The organism is uncultured Aggregatibacter sp. (assembly GCF_901873365.1).
In the GTDB taxonomy this organism is placed as follows: domain Bacteria; phylum Pseudomonadota; class Gammaproteobacteria; order Enterobacterales; family Pasteurellaceae; genus Aggregatibacter.
On sequence record NZ_CABFLM010000071.1, the window covers coordinates 24,115 to 41,955 of the forward strand.

The 17,841-nt window shown below is 43.7% G+C and carries 13 protein-coding genes; 3 read left to right on the forward strand and 10 right to left on the reverse strand.

Going from position 1 to position 17,841, the window contains the following annotated elements; all coding sequences use genetic code 11:
• Positions 1-100 precede the first annotated feature (100 nt).
• The 8 genes from bamA to QZ106_RS06235 form a co-directional block, all read right to left on the reverse strand.
• The gene (bamA, locus tag QZ106_RS06200; RefSeq protein ID WP_295975632.1) at positions 101-2,506 is read right to left on the reverse strand and encodes an outer membrane protein assembly factor BamA; all 2,406 of its coding nucleotides are present in this window, start codon (positions 2,504-2,506) and stop codon (positions 101-103) included.
• A 34-nt stretch (positions 2,507-2,540) separates the two neighbouring features.
• The gene (gene rseP, locus QZ106_RS06205) at positions 2,541-3,872 is read right to left on the reverse strand and encodes a sigma E protease regulator RseP (RefSeq protein ID WP_295975636.1); all 1,332 of its coding nucleotides are present in this window, start codon (positions 3,870-3,872) and stop codon (positions 2,541-2,543) included.
• A gap of 10 nt (positions 3,873-3,882) precedes the next feature.
• Entirely contained in the window at positions 3,883-4,752 is an 870-nt protein-coding gene (locus tag QZ106_RS06210) for a phosphatidate cytidylyltransferase (protein ID WP_295975638.1), read from the reverse strand.
• Positions 4,753-4,766: 14 nt separating this feature from the next.
• Positions 4,767-5,486, reverse strand: a complete 720-nt coding sequence (uppS, locus tag QZ106_RS06215; protein ID WP_295975641.1) for a polyprenyl diphosphate synthase — start codon at positions 5,484-5,486, stop codon at positions 4,767-4,769.
• Positions 5,487-5,508: 22 nt separating this feature from the next.
• Entirely contained in the window at positions 5,509-6,714 is a 1,206-nt protein-coding gene (ispC, locus tag QZ106_RS06220; protein WP_295975643.1) for a 1-deoxy-D-xylulose-5-phosphate reductoisomerase, read from the reverse strand.
• Between the two features lie 110 nt (positions 6,715-6,824).
• Positions 6,825-7,382, reverse strand: a complete 558-nt coding sequence (gene frr / locus QZ106_RS06225; RefSeq protein ID WP_048749974.1) for a ribosome recycling factor — start codon at positions 7,380-7,382, stop codon at positions 6,825-6,827.
• Between the two features lie 38 nt (positions 7,383-7,420).
• Positions 7,421-8,143 carry a UMP kinase gene (pyrH, locus tag QZ106_RS06230; protein ID WP_021615685.1) on the reverse strand — a complete coding sequence of 241 codons (723 nt, stop codon included), beginning with the start codon at positions 8,141-8,143 and terminating at the stop codon, positions 7,421-7,423.
• A 157-nt stretch (positions 8,144-8,300) separates the two neighbouring features.
• Positions 8,301-9,959, reverse strand: coding sequence for a putative transporter (locus QZ106_RS06235; protein ID WP_295975651.1), 1,659 nt, complete (start codon positions 9,957-9,959; stop codon positions 8,301-8,303).
• A 161-nt stretch (positions 9,960-10,120) separates the two neighbouring features.
• Between QZ106_RS06235 and rnr the strand changes: the two genes are divergently transcribed.
• Together rnr and rlmB are read left to right on the forward strand one after the other, a co-directional pair.
• Entirely contained in the window at positions 10,121-12,505 is a 2,385-nt protein-coding gene (gene rnr, locus QZ106_RS06240; RefSeq protein ID WP_295975653.1) for a ribonuclease R, read from the forward strand.
• Positions 12,498-13,238, forward strand: coding sequence for a 23S rRNA (guanosine(2251)-2'-O)-methyltransferase RlmB (gene rlmB, locus QZ106_RS06245; RefSeq protein ID WP_295975656.1), 741 nt, complete (start codon positions 12,498-12,500; stop codon positions 13,236-13,238). Before rnr ends, rlmB begins: the two co-directional genes overlap by 8 nt.
• A 104-nt stretch (positions 13,239-13,342) precedes the next feature.
• Here the strand turns inward: rlmB and QZ106_RS06250 are convergent, their stop codons facing one another.
• Complete coding sequence (locus tag QZ106_RS06250; RefSeq protein ID WP_295975659.1) at positions 13,343-14,524, reverse strand: cytochrome c peroxidase; 1,182 nt, start codon at positions 14,522-14,524, stop codon at positions 13,343-13,345.
• A 191-nt stretch (positions 14,525-14,715) separates the two neighbouring features.
• Here QZ106_RS06250 and ytfE point away from each other — a divergent pair, with 191 nt between their 5' ends.
• A complete protein-coding gene (gene ytfE / locus QZ106_RS06255; RefSeq protein ID WP_209363092.1) occupies positions 14,716-15,393 on the forward strand; it encodes an iron-sulfur cluster repair protein YtfE in 678 nt (225 codons plus the stop codon).
• A 572-nt stretch (positions 15,394-15,965) separates the two neighbouring features.
• On the opposite strand, the gene dxs is transcribed toward ytfE, so the two are convergent.
• The gene (dxs, locus tag QZ106_RS06260; RefSeq protein WP_295975662.1) at positions 15,966-17,822 is read right to left on the reverse strand and encodes a 1-deoxy-D-xylulose-5-phosphate synthase; all 1,857 of its coding nucleotides are present in this window, start codon (positions 17,820-17,822) and stop codon (positions 15,966-15,968) included.
• Between the last annotated feature and the right edge of the window lie 19 nt (positions 17,823-17,841).

The window sequence follows — 17,841 nt, forward strand, 5'->3', positions numbered from 1 at the left end:
AAAATTTCCTTTTTTATAGATTAAAAAAATTAATTTGTGCCAATGCAACATTGGCACAAACAAGTGATTAGAGTTTATTAATTAACTTAAGTTCATTAAATTAGAATGAACCACCGACATTAAATTGGAATTGTTCAATGTCATCATTTTCGTATTTCTTAATCGGTTTAGCATAAGAGAAGATTAGCGGACCGATTGGTGATTGCCATTGGAAGGCAATACCGGCAGAAGAACGAATACGTGACGGATCGCCATAATCAGGTAGCTTGGTGCTTAAGTGAGCAAATTGATTTTTCTCAGCTTTCCAATGCGTATCCCATACACTTGCGGCATCAATAAATAATGATGTGCGCACGGAGTTTTGGCTTTTTTCCGAAACAAAAGGTGTTGGCATGATCAATTCTACACTGGCAGATGTCATTGCATTACCTCCAACGATATCGCCGTTAAGTAGGCTATAACACTCGGATTTTGTAGTTACGCTAGCCGGGTTACAAGCGCGCGGATTGATATAAATCGCTTGTGGACCTACTGCACCGTAAGCAAAACCACGTAAACTACCGATACCACCGGCAGTATAGGTTTGATAGAACGGTAAACGTTTACCGCTTAAGCCATTAGCATAGGATGCCCCTAAACGACCGGATAATACCCAAGTTTGATCGCGATTTAGCGGATAGAATCCTTGAACATCTGCATTGAGTTTATAGTATTTATTGTCAGCACCAGGAATGGTCACTCTTCCACCAAAGGTGGCTTTGACCCCTTCGGTCGGTAAGAAACCACGATTTAAGCTGTTGTAGTTCCAACCGAAAGAAAAATCATAGTCATGGGAGCGGAATGCCCAGTTATCATAATTCATTGAGGCTAGGTAGAGCGCGCGACTATATTCCGGCGTAATGTTTTTCAATTTATTATAAACATAGCCTAAACCCACATAATAGGAGTTATTTTCATTCACTGGGAAACCTAAAGTAACATTGCCACCGTAAGTTGTTCTTGTATAAGCAGCGGAATTACTATTTTTTGAGTTGTCATAGTTTTCAAAGAAGATATTTCCACCCAAGCTCACACCGTCTTTCGTGAAATACGGTTCGGTATAACCTAAGTTAACACTGGTTCCGTAGTCATTGCGGGAACCGGCAAGACTTAAGGATGATCCCATACCAAGGAAGTTCTCTTGTTTGATGCTAGCTTGATAGCTTAAACCGCTTTCCGTACCATAACCAACCCCGAAGTTAATGCTACCGGTGTTACGCTCTTTGACTTTGTACACCACGTCCACTTCATCACTGCTACCTTCAACCGGTTCGGTACGGCTTTCTACGGTTTCAAAAAATCCGGTACGATCTAACCGCACTTTACCGAGTTCGATTAAGTCGGTGGATAACCAACTGCCTTCTTGTTGACGCATTTCTTGGCGTAATGTGCTATCGGCAGTGACAGTATTTCCTTCAAAACGGATTTGGCGCACAGAATAACGTTTGCCGGCATCAACAACGAAACTTAAATTAACGCTTTTATCTTGATCGTCAAAATCCGGCTGTACACTCACTTGGGCACTACCATAGCCTTTTTCACCTAAAATAGATTTAATGCTGTCTTCAACAGCGTGTACATCACTGCCACGGAAATATTGATCAAGGTGAATTTGATTTAATGTTGGTGCCAACTGATCTTTCATACCGCCTAAATCACCGAGAATACGTGCGTTTTTCACCGTGTATTTATCACCTTCAGAAATATTAATGGTGACGCGGGCTTCTGTTTTCTTATCATTTAACTGCACGTCGGTGCCGGTTACTTTCGCTTTGGCATAGCCATGGTCAAAATAATAGTTTTGAATGGCTTCGAGATCTTTGTTGAATTGGCTCGGATCAAATTTATTACCGAAAAGTTTCCACCACGCATCCGGTTGTAATTCCATTTGATCTTGCAGTTTGCTTTTACTAAAAACGTGGTTGCCGACAAAATTGAGCTCTTTAAGCAACGCCACATCGTTTTCTTTAATTTGCAATTTAATTTCGGAACGATGATTCGGTAGCGGATTGACAATCGTATTTACTTGCGCATTATAACGACCAACACTGTGATAGTGATCTTCTAATGTTGCACGAAATGTTTCTAATTTTTCACGATTTAATATCTCCCCTTTTTGGAAGCCGTTAGCATCTAAATTTTGTTTTAGTGCTTCATCCGGAATGGTTTTATTTCCTTCTAAAATTACATCGGAAATAATGGATTTCGGTGTAACTGAAATGACAAGCGTATTGCCTTGTTGAGAAGCTCGAACATCATCATATTGACCACTTAAGAAAAGCGTACGTACGACATCGGCAATATTGGCGTCGTTGATTTTTTGCCCAACCTGTACCGGTAAACTGGCGATAATACTGTTTTCAGTAGTGGACTGAACGCCATCAACACGAATATCTTGTACGACAAAGGTGCCGGCTAAAACACTCGTCGAACCAAATAAGAGGCTTGCAATTAAGAGTTTTTTCATCGTAAATTTTATCCTGTATAAGATACGTAATTAGTTATAAACGTAAAAAATCATTAATCAGTCCAAGTCCCATTAACATCAATAACAAGACAGCACCAATTCGATAACTCACATTCTGCACATGCTCGGAAACTGGTTTTCCTTTCAACGCTTCCATCACCAAAAAGACAAGATGTCCCCCATCCAGTACTGGTAATGGAAATAAATTCATAACGCCCAAATTAACACTAATTAATGCCATAAAACTCAGGTAATAAATCAGGCCAATTTCAGAAGAGGCACCTGCCCCTTTGGCAATGGAAATTGGACCGCCTAAGTTATTCAAAGACAAATTGCCGGTGATTAATTTCCCGATGACTTTAATCGTTAACCAAGAGAGTTGAAAGGTCTTTTCTACCCCTTTTTGTAAGGCTTCAAGCATATCATACTTTAATTCAGTACGATATTCATTAGCCAAGGGGTAAAAAGTCGGGGAAATTCCCACAAACCAGCGTTTTTTTTCATTCAGTTCTGGTGTAAGTGTTTTATCAAACCACACACCATCACGTTCTACTTTTAGAGTTAATGGCTTGCCTTCTTGAACCTTTTCTAGAAACGTATGCCACTCAATTTTACTGTTATCCGACCAGTAGAGTTTATCGCCTTTTCGTAATCCTTCTTTTTCTGCCGGTGAATTTTCAGTAATCTTAGAGAGTATCATATCCACTTTACTTCTCACCGGTACAATACCGAGGGATCCGAATGCACTTTGTTTCTCAGGATCAAACGTCCAGTTGGATAAATCTAAAGTTTTATGCTGTTCAATGTTAGAACCAAATTCCACTAATGTCAGATCAACTTTGCTTTCCCCTAACTTGGTGGCTAACAACATATTAATGGTTTCCCAATCAGCGGTTGAAACGCCATCAATTTCCGTAATTTGGGTGTTCGGCTGTATTTGTGCCATTGCAGCAATCGATTGGGGACGAACTTCATCGATTACCGGCTTAATACTCGGAATGCCAATGGAATAAACGAGAAAATAAGCAAAAATGGCAAATAAGAAATTCGCAAGCGGACCTGCGGCAATAATAAATGCGCGCTGAGCGACCGTTGTATGATCAAAGGCCTGCGATTTTAAGGTATCAGGCACCTCTTCATTGCGTCCGTCCAGCATTTTGACATAGCCCCCAAGCGGAATGGCCGACACGGCAAATTCCGTGCCTTGTTTATCGGTACGCGACCAAATGACTTTGCCAAAACCAATAGAAAAACGATGGACTTTCACACCGCACTTTCGTGCCGCCCAGAAATGACCATATTCATGTACCGTCACTAAAACGGCAATCACAATCAGAAATGAAACGGTTGACCACAAAAATGACATATCGCCAATCCTATAGTACAAAGAAATAGAAGTAGGCAAAGAATGGAACCGCCGCGGTTAAGCTGTCAATGCGATCCAAAATACCACCATGTCCCGGAATTAAATGACTGCTATCTTTAATACCGCTTTGGCGTTTAAACATACTTTCCGTTAAATCGCCTAAAATAGAGATGGCAACCGTTGCCACAGACAAACCAATAAAGGCTCCGGATGAGACATTCGCGGTCAAACTTTGTTGCGCCACATTCACAAAAATGGCTGCAACAATGCCTGCCATCACCAAACCACCAATCGCCCCTTGCCAAGATTTTCCCGGAGAAACTTTCGGTGCCAATTTGTGTTTACCAAATTTACGACCGACAAAATAAGCGCCGGAATCCGCTACCCAAACCAAAATAAACACATACAACAACAGCATAATGCCGTGATAAGGCGCTGCCACATAATGATCTAAACGTAACAATAATACGCCGATTAAAAATGGGATAAGGGTAAAGAAACAGAAAAAGAATTGTAAAACGGAATGTTTGCCCCAAATGGCACTACTTTTCGGGTAAGTCACCACAAAAAATAAGGCCACCAGCCACCAAATAACCGCACCCAATAAAATCGGCTGAGCATACAGTTCAAATACACGTCCGGCATCTAAATAATTGCCTTCCCCATAGATCCAGAGGAATAAAAAGGCAGCACTTAAACCTGTGATGGCATAGCGCCAAAACGTGGGTTGCTTGAAATTAAAAAACTGCGTCCATTCCCAAACGCCTAACACCACAACCACCCCTAAGGCGAGAGCAAAATAATAAGGTGAAAATAAAAATAATGCGGTAAAGACAAGGGCAATTAACACAATTGCCGAAATAACTCGTTGTTTAAGCACAATATATTCCTCAATTATTCGGTCCCGCCAAAACGGCGATGACGTTGTTGATAAGATAAAATCGCCTGATGAAACTCGGCTTCATTAAAATCTGGCCACAGTACATCAGAAAAATACAATTCCGCGTAGGCTGTTTGCCACAATAAGAAATTGCTAATGCGTTGTTCACCACTGGTACGAATCAATAAATCCACTTCAGGCTCGTCTTTCGTCACCAAATGTTGTTGCAATAAAGCTTCATTAATGTCTGCGACGTTAAGCTGTTGCGCTTGAACCTGTTCTGCCAACTGCTGTGCCGCCTGAACGATATCCCAGCGCCCGCCATAATTTGCGGCAATATTTAACGTAAGTGCGGTGTTATTTTCCGTTAATTTTTCCGCTTTTTTGATTTTTTCCTGCAAACCTGCACTAAAGCGGGAAATGTCGCCTAAAATTTTCAAACGAATGTCATTTTTATGCAGTTTTTTCACTTCGAAATCAAGCGCTTGCATAAATAAACTCATCAATGCGCTCACTTCCTGCTCGGGGCGGTTCCAGTTTTCGCTGCTAAACGCATATAAGGTTAAATATTTCACCCCAATTTTGCGAGCATAAGACACAGCTTCACGTACTGCCGCCACGCCGTTTTTATGTCCAAAAACGCGCATTTTCCCTTGTTGCTTCGCCCAGCGCCCGTTGCCGTCCATGATAATCGCAACGTGTTGCGGAATATTATTCCGATCTAATTCTGTCATTATCCCTTCTCAATGCAAAATATCAGTGTGACCAATGAGCCAATTGTTGTCGTGCATATTCACGAGCAGCACGATCCACCTCCAACACATCATCAATCTGTTTGATTTGTTGCGACGGCATTTGTTCCACGACAGCCTGATTCAGTTTGGCAATATCCGTAAATTTAATTTGGCGATCTAAAAAGGCTTGCACGGCCACTTCATTCGCCGCATTCATGGCAGTGGTCGCATACTGTCCTGCCGCAAAAGCTTCTATCGCCAATTTCAAACAAGGATAACGTTGATAATCCGGCGCTAAAAAAGTCAGCCCATTTAATTGGTAAAAATCTAACGGCGCTACGCCGGAAAAAGTGCGGTGCGGATACGCCATAGTTTCGGCAATCGGTGTGCGCATATCAGGATTCCCCATTTGCGCAATAACGCTGCCATCAATGTAGCGTACCATAGAGTGAATAATGGATTGCGGGTGAATAATGACTTCCATTTCATCGGCTGTTGCATTAAACAACCAACGGGCCTCAATATACTCCAACCCCTTGTTCATCATCGTTGCGGAATCCACAGAGATCTTCTTGCCCATAGACCAGTTAGGATGTGCCACCGCCTGTTCCGGTGTAATACTGTCAAATTCGCTTAACTCCGTATAACGGAAAGGCCCACCCGAACCGGTCAGCACGATTTTACTGATACCCAAATCTGCCAACGGGCAAAATCCGATGTGTTGTTGAGCCTGCGGAGGCAAAGATTGGAAAATCGCATTATGTTCACTGTCTACCGGCAATAATTGCGCGCTATAGCGTTTCACCGCATCAATAAAAATCTGACCGCAAGTGACCAATGCTTCTTTATTTGCCAGTAGCACTTTTTTGCCGGCTTTCACTGCTGACAACGTTGGCAATAAACCTGCCGCACCAACAATCGCCGCCATGACCATATCCGCATCAGGATGTGCGCTTAATTCGCAAATCGCTTGTTGACCGGCAAATACTTGCGTCGGGAGCTGATGCGCAGCCACTTTCTCATGTAAATGTTTTGCTGCACGTTCATCCGCCAAGGCAACAAAGTGCGGTCGAAATTTCACGCATTTTTCAAACATGGCATCCACATTGGAACCCCCAACTAAAGCAAACGCTTCATACTTTTCCGGATTGTGTTCAATCACCGAAAGGGTGCTATTACCGATGGAACCTGTCGCGCCAAGAATCACGACCTTTTGTTTGTTTTGCATAAAATTTCGACCGCACTTTGTCAATTTTTCGGACGGGATGAAAGCCTCACGCGCCCATATAAGAAAAGACGCAGTAAGGCACTGCGTCTGATGTTAACCTGTTCTTATGATTAGAAATCGAGTAATTCTTTTTCTTTTTCCGCTAACACTTCATCGACTTTTTTGATGAATTTATCGGTAATTTGTTGAATTTCCGTTTCAGCTTTATGCTGATCGTTTTCACTGATTTCTTTATCTTTTAACAAGGCCTTGATTTTATCATTAGCATCACGGCGAACGTTACGAATCGCGACTTTGCCTTGCTCGCCTTCTGATTTCACAATTTTAATCAAATCACGGCGACGTTCTTCTGTTAATGGTGGAAGTGGCACGCGAATCGTTGTACCGGCAGAAGATGGGTTCAAGCCTAAGTCAGAGGTTAAAATGGCTTTTTCTACCGCTTGAATCAATGAACGATCAAACACAGTTACCGCTAAAGTACGGGCATCTTCTGCCACCACGTTGGCTAATTGACGTAATGGTGTCGCAGAGCCGTAATAATCCACTTGAATGGCATCCAACAAACTTGGTTGCGCACGGCCGGTACGAATTTTTGCAATATGGCCTTTTAACGCTTCAAGACTTTTTTCCATGCGGTCTTGCGCATCTTTTTTAATTTCGTTAATCACGATAATTCCTTCTCTATTAAATAAATCAAACCGTTAAACTAGTCTTTTGCACAAATGAGTGTGCCTTCTTGCTCGCCGGTAATCACGCGACGTAGCGCGCCCGGTTTACCCATATTGAACACGCGAATCGGCATACCGTGATCGCGAGCTAGGGTAAAGGCTGCTAAGTCCATGACTTGTAATTCTTTATCAATCACTTCGGCATAAGTAAGGTGCGGATAAAGCATGGCATTTGGATTTTTTGCCGGATCGCAATCATATACACCATCGACTTTGGTTGCTTTTAACACGACATCCGCCTCAATTTCGATACCACGTAAGCATGCGGCGGAATCCGTGGTAAAAAACGGGCTGCCTGTACCGCCGGAGAAAATGACAACGCGTTTTTCGCGCAACATTTTGATCGCTTCAGACCAATTGTAAGTGTCACAAATGCCGTTTAATTGAAAGGCCGACATTAATTTGGCATTCACATCCGCACGGAAAAGCGAATCACGCATTGCCAAACCGTTCATGACCGTAGCTAACATCCCCATATGGTCGCCGACCACACGGTTCATCCCTGCTTTAGCCAATTTAGCACCGCGGAATAAGTTGCCACCACCTAAGACGACACCCACTTCAACACCCATTTCAACCAGTTCCTTGATTTCTAATGCAACTCTATCAAGAATAGACGCATCAATGCCGAAACCTTCATCACCTTGCAAGGCTTCTCCGCTGAGTTTTAACAAAATTCTTTTATAAATAGGTAGGCTCATCTTTTTTCCTTTTGTATTAGCAAAAAATCGGCCCATTTTACTGGATCTTCCCTGTTCTGTGAAGTGAACGACCCAAAATCACCTAAAAAACAACCGTACTTTTGCCCCCCTAAAATCTTGTGAAATAAAGTGCGGTCATAAAAATGCGCGTTTCTCGTTATGTAAAACTCCACAGTAACAAGGCCAATAACTGCGGCGAAATGATCCGCAAGAACATCGCCAGCGGATACACGGTGGCATAAGATAACGCTGCGGCACCGCTGTCTTCTTTAATCGCATTCGCGAACGCTAATGCCGGAGGATCAGTCATGGAGCCGGCAAGCACGCCGCACAAAGAAAGGTAATTCAATTTGCTGTATAAACGGGCGATAACCGCAGTAATGAGTAATGGCACCAACGTAATAATGATGCCGTAACCCATCCATTCCAACCCGCTACCGTTTAATAAGGTGTCCATAAAACTGCCGCCGGATTTCAACCCAACCACGGCCAAGAACAAGACAATCCCCAACTCGCGTAATGCCAAGTTAGCACTTGGTGGCATAAACCAATATAGCTTACCAATCGTCCCGATACGCGCCAAAATCAGGGCAATCACTAATGGTCCGCCGGCTAAACCCAATTTTAACGCCACCGGAAAACCGGGAATATAAAAAGGAATAGAGCCGAAAAGCACACCCAAGCCAATGCCGATAAATACCGGTAGCATTTGGACTTGTTGTAATTTTTGTGCCGCATTGCCGATCACCGAAATGGCATTGTTCATCACATCGGTGCGCCCGACCATGTGTAATACGTCACCGAACTGCAAAGTCGTATTGGCGGTCGGCACCAATTCCACACCGGCACGGTTTAAACGGGAAATCACGACACCGTATTTTTGGTGAATACCAAGGGATTTGATTTTTTTCCCTAAGACTTTCTCGCTGGTCACTACCACCCGCTCGGAACGAATATCGCCACCGGCGGTCGTCATTTTAACGGAAAGCTCATCGCCAATAATTAATCGCATTTTTTGTAAGGCTTCATTTTCCCCTACCAAATGCAATACGTCATCTAAATGAATTTCCGTATCCGCTTTCGGGACACACATGCTGTCCCCACGTTTTAAACGGGAACAAACCACATCGCCGGCGCCAAATCCCGGCACGGCAATTAAACGCAAGCCATCCAAATTTTTATTTGTGACTTTAATGTCCATCGTGGTCAAGGTTTCTTTGTCTTGCCCGCTTTCACGCTGAAAATGTTGTTCTTCTTCATCAATTTTCACATGGAAACACAAACGCACTAACCACATGGTCAGCAAAATGCCGCAAATTCCGAAAGGGTACGCCATGGCATAGGCCATCCCCATGCTTGCCGTGGTGCTGTTGCCTCCAAGTTCCGACAAAATTTGCTGCCCTGCACCCAGAGAAGGCGTGTTAGTTACCGCACCGGAATAAATCCCCAAAATAATGTCTAACGGCACATTGGCGAATTTGTGGATACAGACCACGGTTAGCCCACCCAGCAAGACAATCAAAAAGGCAAAACCGTTCAGTTTTAACCCTGAACGGCGCAACGAGGAAAAAAATCCGGGGCCGACTTGAATCCCGATGGTGTAAACGAACAGGATTAAGCCGAATTCTTGCACGAAATGCAATGTGTGCGTATCCAACGCTAAGCCGTATTGTTGGGTAAAATGCGCCACAATAATGCCGCCGAATAACACGCCGCCGACCCCGAAACCGACGCCTCTGATCTTCCAATGGCCTATCCATAAACCGATCACGGCAACCAAGGCGAGTAGGCTAATGGTAATCGCAATATCGCTCATAACGACCTCAATGTAATATTAACTAAAAAGGATTATAGCAAGTCAGTTTTCGGGTTGCTGAGAAAAAGCTAAAAAATGTCGCCTCAATCACATTTTTCCTTGCCTAATAAGAAAATCTTTTTAAAATGAACCGCACTTTCATTTCGATAAATTTAAATATCATGGCCAAAAAATCCCCTCCTCAAGATCCGAATTATGCAAAAGAATTAGCCAAATACGACAACCCCATTCCCAGTCGGGAATTTATTTTGCAGACAATCCGTACGCATAATGCGCCCATGACCAAAGAGGAAGTTTTTATTGCGTTGGGCATCACGGATGAAACGCAACAAGACGCTATGCGCCGTCGTTTACGCGCCATGGAAAATGACGGTCAGCTAGTCTTTACCAAACGTAAATGCTATGCCTTACCGGAAAAACTGGATTTGCTTAAAGGTATGGTGATTGGGCATCGAGAAGGCTTCGGTTTTTTACAAGTGGAAGGGAAAAAAGACGACTTTTTCATTCCCAACGTACAAATGCAAAAAGTCATGCACGGCGATTATGTGTTGGCGCAACCTAACGGATTTGACCGAAAAGGTCGTCCGGAAGTGCGCATCGTGCGGGTGTTGGAAGCGAATAAAAAACAAATTGTCGGTCGTTTTTTTATCGAACAAGGCATTGGCTATGTGATGCCGGACGACAGCCGTATTACCCGCGATATTTTAATCCCCGATAACGCCCGTCTTGGTGCACGTATGGGGCAAGTTGTTGTGGTGGAACTCCATCCGCGCACAGCGCCGTTCTTCCAGCCTATCGGCAAAATTACCGAGGTACTGGGTGACAATATGGCGAAGGGCATGGAAGTGGAAATTGCCATTCGTAAACATGATATTCCCCACAGTTTTCCAAGTGCGGTGGAAAAACAACTTAAAAAATGGTCTGAAGACGTGCCTGAAGAGGCTAAACGTGGTCGTGTAGATTTGCGTAACTTGCCGTTAGTGACCATCGATGGTGAAGATGCGCGTGATTTTGACGATGCGGTATTTTGCCAAAAACAAGGCAAAGGCTGGAAGCTTTGGGTAGCCATTGCCGATGTGAGCTATTATGTTCGACCGAAAAGCGCATTGGACACGGAAGCCTATAATCGAGGCAATTCCGTCTATTTCCCAAATCGCGTCGTGCCAATGTTGCCGGAAAAACTCTCCAATGGTTTATGTTCGTTAAATCCGCAAGTGGATCGCCTGTGTATGGTGTGTGAAATTACGATCTCTGCCAAAGGCAAAATGACAGACTATCAATTTTACGAAGCAGTGATGAACTCCCACGCCCGTTTAACCTATAACAAAGTGGCAAAAATACTGGAAAAAGACACCGCACTTTGTGAACGTTATGCATCCTTAGTACCTCACTTACAAGACCTGCATGAAATGTATCAGGCGTTGGTAAAAGCTCGCCAACAGCGCGGCGCCATCGAATTTGAAACCATTGAAAGCAAATTTATTTTCAATGCGTTGGGACGTATTGAGCGGATTGAGCCAGTCGTGCGTAACGATGCCCATAAAATCATTGAAGAATGCATGATTTTAGCGAATATTGCGTCTGCCAACTTCATGGAAAAACATCAAGAACCGGCGCTTTACCGCATTCATGCCGTACCAAGTGAAGAAAAACTCACGGCATTTCGTAGTTTCTTGGCGGAATGTGGCTTGAGTCTATCCGGTGGGAATAAACCGACACCGACCGATTATGCGCAGCTACTTGAACAGATTAAACCACGCCCGGATCACGAATTGATCCAAACCATGTTGCTACGTTCTATGAGCCAAGCGGTTTATAGCGCCGACAACATCGGTCACTTCGGTTTGGCATTAGAAGAATATGCCCATTTCACCTCGCCGATTCGTCGTTATCCGGATTTGACGTTACATCGTGGCATCAAATACTTATTGGCGAAACAAAAGGGCTCTAAACGTAAAACGACCGACACCGGTGGATATCATTATCCACTTGAAGAAATGGATCTCTTTGGCGCGCATTGTTCCTCCACAGAACGCCGCGCCGACGATGCCACCCGTGAAGTCGCCGATTGGCTGAAATGTGAATATATGCAGGATCATGTGGGCGAAGAATTTGACGGTGTCATTTCTTCCGTGACAGGTTTCGGCTTCTTTGTCCGCTTGAATGATCTGTTTATCGATGGCTTAGTGCATATTTCCGGTTTGGCGAATGACTACTACTTATTCGATATGCCGAAACAACGTCTGATCGGTGAAAACAGTGGCATGATTTTCCGTCTCGGTGATGCGGTGAAAGTGCGTGTAGAAGCCGTGAGTTTAGAGCAAAAACAAATTGATTTTTCTTTAATTTCAAGTGAACGCAAGCCTAAACGTAGTGGTAAAACAGCGCGAACAAAGGCGAAAAAAGCGGAAGTCAAAGCGCCTAAGAAAACAACGACAAACAAAAAGGCAAAAATAAACAAAAGTGCGGTCAAAAAAGGTAATGTTTCTAATATGAAATCCAATGCCGCATCCAAAACGAAAAAGGTAAAGAAAAAACATGAGTGAAACAATTTATGGCATCCACGCAGTAAAAGCATTTGTCTCTAACCATCCGGAACGTTTAATTGAAGTTTTGGCGTTAAAAGGCCGAGATGATCAACGCTTACAACCTTTGATTAATGAAATTCAACGACTTGGCATTTCCGTTCAATTTTTAAATCGCCAAACCTTGGATAAAAAAGCGGAAGGCGAAGTGCACCAAGGCATTATTGCGCGAGTGCACCCGTTACCGGAATTAAATGAGCATGATTTGGATCGTTTACTCGAAATACGCAACGCGCCTTTATTATTGGTTTTAGATGGCGTCACCGATCCACATAACCTTGGCGCTTGTTTGCGAACGGCAGATGCAGCAGGCGTAACTGCAGTGATTGTGCCAAAAGATAAATCTGCCCAACTCAATTCGACCGCGCGAAAAGTGGCGTGTGGCGCAGCAGAAAATATCCCGCTTATTCGAGTGACTAACCTTGTCCGTACCCTGCGTGATCTACAAGAGCGACACAATGTATGGGTTGTTGGCACCGCCGGTGAAGCCACCGAAACTCTCTATCAAACCAAGCTCACAGGGGCGTTGGCGTTGGTCATGGGAGCAGAAGGCGAAGGCATGCGCCGCTTAACTCGAGAGCATTGTGATCAACTCATCAGCATTCCAATGGCAGGTTCGGTTTCTTCCCTCAATGTCTCCGTGGCAACCGGTGTTTGTTTGTTTGAAATCGTCCGCCAACGGTTAGTAGTGTGAACAAGCGGAAGAGATTAATTGCCTCAATTTTGGGTTAGTCTTCCCAGTATCGAGGCGTTTCATGCCGACTAAGTGCCTGTCAAGGTGAGGCGCGAAAAGTGCGGTCATTTTGACGGGCGTTTTTCAGATTGTCTCAGCAACGTTTCGTAGCGTTCATCTGTTAAGGTTTTCAAAAAGGCTTCAAGGTCGTCCAGTTGTTCATCGCTTAATGCTGGCGCCTTAAGATCTTCCTGATTCATTGTGGTGGCATATTCCGATGCGTCCCAAGGTTGTTGGGTTTCAGGGTTGAGTTTACGTGCCGGGTTGTTGAAATGATCGAAATATTCCAACACAGTACGTAAATGTTTAAACACGCCGTTATGCATATAAGGTGCGGTGACGGCAATGTTGCGCAGGGTTGGTACTTTGAATTTGCCTTTTTGGCGTTGATCGCCTTTGACCATTGGGTTATCCAACAAGCCGTTATCGATAAAATCTTCGCTGAGCTGATTATGCGCGATTAACCGCTGATTTTTCGGCACACCCATGTTGTAATAGCGATAATTCGTGAAAGTTTCTTCTTTATGTTCAGCTGGTTGCGCTTGGTGGCAGTTGCTGCAGTTGGTTTTGGTGTTATCAAAGAATAACTGCTGACCGCGCTTTTCTTGCGCAGTCATCGCGTATTTGCCCTGCAAAGATTTATCGTATTTGCTATCAAAAGGATGTAATAAGCGTTTTTCTTTTTGGAATACGGCAAGGGCATCTTCCATCGCGGCATAAACGCTATCTACGCTGTCCCATGTGGCTTCGCCATAATGTTGGGTTAAGAGCATGAAATACATCGGCGTATTGTAGATCCGTTTAGCCACAGAAAGTTTGTCCGGCATCCCCATTTCCACCGGATTGATAGGGGGGCCACCGGCTTGTTCGGCAACGTTCTTGGCACGCCCATCCCAGAATTGACCGCCTACATAATCTTGAATTTTTTCATCATAATGAAATTCGGGCGCGTAGCTGGCATAAAGCATGGTTGGTGCATTGCGTGTGCCGAACAGTTTGGGATCATCGCCTTGGGAGACCATTTTGTCTGCACTGTTTTCCCGTAAGTCAACAAAGGCGGTATCCGGGCTGTGGCAACTGGAGCAGCTTTGATTGCCATGAAAAGAAAGGTTATTGTCAAAAAATAAAATTTGTCCCAATAGAGCTTTATCAATTCCGCCTTTCGGCATTTCACGAGCTTCTTTTTCTAAGGCAAGGGTTGAAAGAGGTAGCCAGACGGCAAATAGCGTGGTCAATAAACGGTTCATGGTGTTTCCTTGTAAAGTGATGCTATTTAGGATACCGCTTTTCGACTTTTTCCGTCTTCCCATTTTAAGGTATGACCTTTGACCTGAATCATATAAAACAAATTTTTTTAAAAAAGCCCTTTATCTTTTTAGAGAATAGTTTACTATTTTGCTAGGTTTTTTATTATTAACACATTATGGGGGAAATTAGAATGTCTTTTGCCGATAAGAAATTAAGTGAAATTGCGATTTCAATTCCGGGATCAACCGCACTTTTACGTGAATATGATTTAGATTTTTGTTGTGGTGGTGCGGATACCTTGGGTGCTGCGGTTGCCGAGAAAAATTTAAATTTAGCGGAAATCGAAGCACGTTTAACCGAACTACAAGAGAGTAAACAGCAAGATGATGAGCAACGTTGGTTGACTGCACCTTATGCCGAGATCATCGATCATATTATTCATCGTTATCATGAGCGTCATCGTGCTCAGCTGCAAGAGCTTATTGTACTGGCTGAACGCGTAGAATCTGTACATGGCGATCGTGATGATTGCCCGGTCGGTGTGGCAGCTGAATTACACAATGTTTATGCCGATTTAAGCAGCCATATGATGAAAGAAGAGCAAATTTTATTTCCAATGATCAAAATGGGCAATTACGCCATGGCAAGAATGCCGATTCAAGTAATGGAACATGAACATGCCGAACATGGAGAACATTTAGAGGTGCTAAAAGCCTTGACCAATAACTTAACGCCACCGGCAGATGCTTGCAATACTTGGCGCGCACTCTATAGCGGCATTAAAGAATTTATGGATGATTTAATGATGCACATTCATACGGAAAATAATATTCTATTTCCTCGTGTGATTGAAGAAGGCAGCCGATAAGCGCAAACTCCAAAATTCAACATTAATAAGCCATTAATACAGTATTAATGGCTTTTTTATTTACCCCTCGTAGCGTGCAACTTGTTGCACGAATGATTAAAACATTAACCTCGATGCGTAATTCACGATTTCGTGCAACAAGTTGCACGCTACGATTCACTAAAATAGTGATATGAAAATAAACACGGCTGTCAGTTTTCACAAGCCCCTTGAGAGGCTTGTGAAGTATAGACCCTTATAGGGGAGCCTAAAAACCGCACGTTTTACGTGCGGATTGTTATTGTTCCTTGACTTGGCGTAAAATACGTCAGAAATCGACCGCACTTTTTCCTTTTCCTTGTTTCCCTTTTCCCAAAAAAGAAAAAACCGCTATCCAATTTCTGAATAGCGGGGAGGTCTTAAATATAAGAAAACGTTAAAAGACGACTGCATTTGCAGCGCACTAGCATTTGTTAAGACTGAACATCTGAAAAATAGTTCAACGAAAAGTGAAAATTTCTTTGCTTTTTTTAATAGCGACCAAAAAGAAAAACGACAGAGGTTGAATCCTCTGTCGTTTTTGATTGAGAGTGCTATTTCTCAGCCAGAAAATCCACGATTTGGTGTTCAATGCCTGCAGCATCCAATTTTAAATCAGTGAGCGTTTCTGCTTGCGATCCTTGAGGGATAAAGAAATCCGGTAGACCTAATTGCAACAATTTCACTTGGTGTTGCTGCTGATTCAATACTTCCGCCACGGCACTTCCGGCACCGCCTTGAATCGCATTTTCTTCTAATGTCACAAGGAGTTCATGGCTGTTGGCAATCTCGTTAATACGAGTTGCATCTAATGGTTTTACAAACCGCATATCAATTACGGTTGCATCCAGTTTTTCCGCGGCAATCAAGGCATTTGGTAAAAGCGCACCAAAATTTAAAATGGCGATTTTTTTACCTTCACGAACAAGTTTTGATTTCCCCAATTCCAATGGTTGTAAAGGTTCTAAGGTGACACCCATGGCATTTCCGCGTGGATAACGCACGGCAGCAGGTTTGCCACAATGATAGCCGGTATAAAGCATTTGGCGGCATTCATTTTCATCGCTTGGTGTCATGATGATCAGGTTTGGAATACAGCGCATGAAACTGATATCAAATGCACCTTGGTGAGTTTGACCATCGGCACCGACAATGCCTGCACGGTCAATGGCGAAGAGAACCGGCAGATCTTGAATGGCGACATCATGAATGAGTTGGTCATAAGCACGTTGCAAGAAAGTTGAATAAATAGCAACCACAGGCTTGTATCCACCAATTGCCAAACCGGCTGCAAAGGTTACCGCGTGTTGTTCAGCAATCGCCACATCAAAATACTGTTGTGGGAAACGTTGAGAAAATTCCACCATGCCGGAACCTTCGCGCATTGCCGGGGTGATGCCGATAAGTTTTGGATCTCGTTCTGCCATTTCACACAACCAATCGCCGAAAATTTTGGAATAGGTTGGAGTGGCATTGGATTTGGGTAACTGACCGCTTAAATGGTCGAATTTTGGCACGCCATGGAAACCGATAGGATCTTTTTCTGCCGGTGTATAGCCTTTACCCTTCTTGGTTTTTATGTGGAGTAATTGAGGGCCTTTTAGATCGCGCATATTGCTCAATGTCGCGATTAATTCATCAATATTGTGTCCGTCGATAGGGCCAATATAGTTGAAACCCAATTCTTCGAATAAGGTACTTTCCGGTGAGAACATCACGCCTTTCATGTGCTCTTCGGTTTTTTTCATAAAGTTTTTTACCGTTGGCACTTTATCGAGAATTTTTTTGCTACCGTCGCGCACGGTAGAGTAGAACGAACCGGAGAAAATTCGGGCAAGGTGGTTGTTTAACGCGCCGACATTTTCCGAAATAGACATTTCGTTATCATTTAAAATCACCAACATATTGGTGTGCAATGCACCGGCATGATTTAATGCCTCAAATGCCATACCTGCCGTAATGGCGCCGTCACCGATGACACAAACCGTTTGCCTTCCGGCATTTTCCCGTTCTGCGGCAATGGCAATGCCTAATCCTGCACTGATCGAGGTGGAAGAGTGTCCTACGCTTAAGACGTCAAATTCGCTTTCACCACGCCAAGGGAAGGGGTGTAACCCGCCTTTTTGTCGAATAGTCGACATTTGGTCACGACGACCTGTTAAGATTTTATGCGGATAGGCTTGATGGCCTACATCCCAAATTAACTGATCGAAAGGCGTTTTAAAGACATAATGCAGCGCAACGGTCAGTTCCACCGTGCCTAAACCGGACGCTAAATGTCCGCTACTTTGGCTCACCGATTCCAGCAAATATTCGCGTAGCTCTCGACACACTTGAGGGAGTTGTTCTTTGTTTAACAAGCGTAAATCTTCAGGCGAATTAATCAATGATAAAAGGGGGTAGTTTTGCATAAGGGTTAATCAATCCAAC

Coding starts and splice junctions, on each gene's coding strand:
- rnr (WP_295975653.1), top strand. CDS start 10,121: ATGGCCAAAAAATCCCCTCCTCAAGATCCGAATTATGCAAAAGAATTA.
- ispC (WP_295975643.1), bottom strand. CDS start 6,714: ATGCAAAACAAACAAAAGGTCGTGATTCTTGGCGCGACAGGTTCCATC.
- rlmB (WP_295975656.1), top strand. CDS start 12,498: ATGAGTGAAACAATTTATGGCATCCACGCAGTAAAAGCATTTGTCTCT.
- ytfE (WP_209363092.1), top strand. CDS start 14,716: ATGTCTTTTGCCGATAAGAAATTAAGTGAAATTGCGATTTCAATTCCG.
- pyrH (WP_021615685.1), bottom strand. CDS start 8,143: ATGAGCCTACCTATTTATAAAAGAATTTTGTTAAAACTCAGCGGAGAA.
- bamA (WP_295975632.1), bottom strand. CDS start 2,506: ATGAAAAAACTCTTAATTGCAAGCCTCTTATTTGGTTCGACGAGTGTT.
- rseP (WP_295975636.1), bottom strand. CDS start 3,872: ATGTCATTTTTGTGGTCAACCGTTTCATTTCTGATTGTGATTGCCGTT.
- uppS (WP_295975641.1), bottom strand. CDS start 5,486: ATGACAGAATTAGATCGGAATAATATTCCGCAACACGTTGCGATTATC.
- dxs (WP_295975662.1), bottom strand. CDS start 17,822: ATGCAAAACTACCCCCTTTTATCATTGATTAATTCGCCTGAAGATTTA.
- QZ106_RS06235 (WP_295975651.1), bottom strand. CDS start 9,959: ATGAGCGATATTGCGATTACCATTAGCCTACTCGCCTTGGTTGCCGTG.
- QZ106_RS06250 (WP_295975659.1), bottom strand. CDS start 14,524: ATGAACCGTTTATTGACCACGCTATTTGCCGTCTGGCTACCTCTTTCA.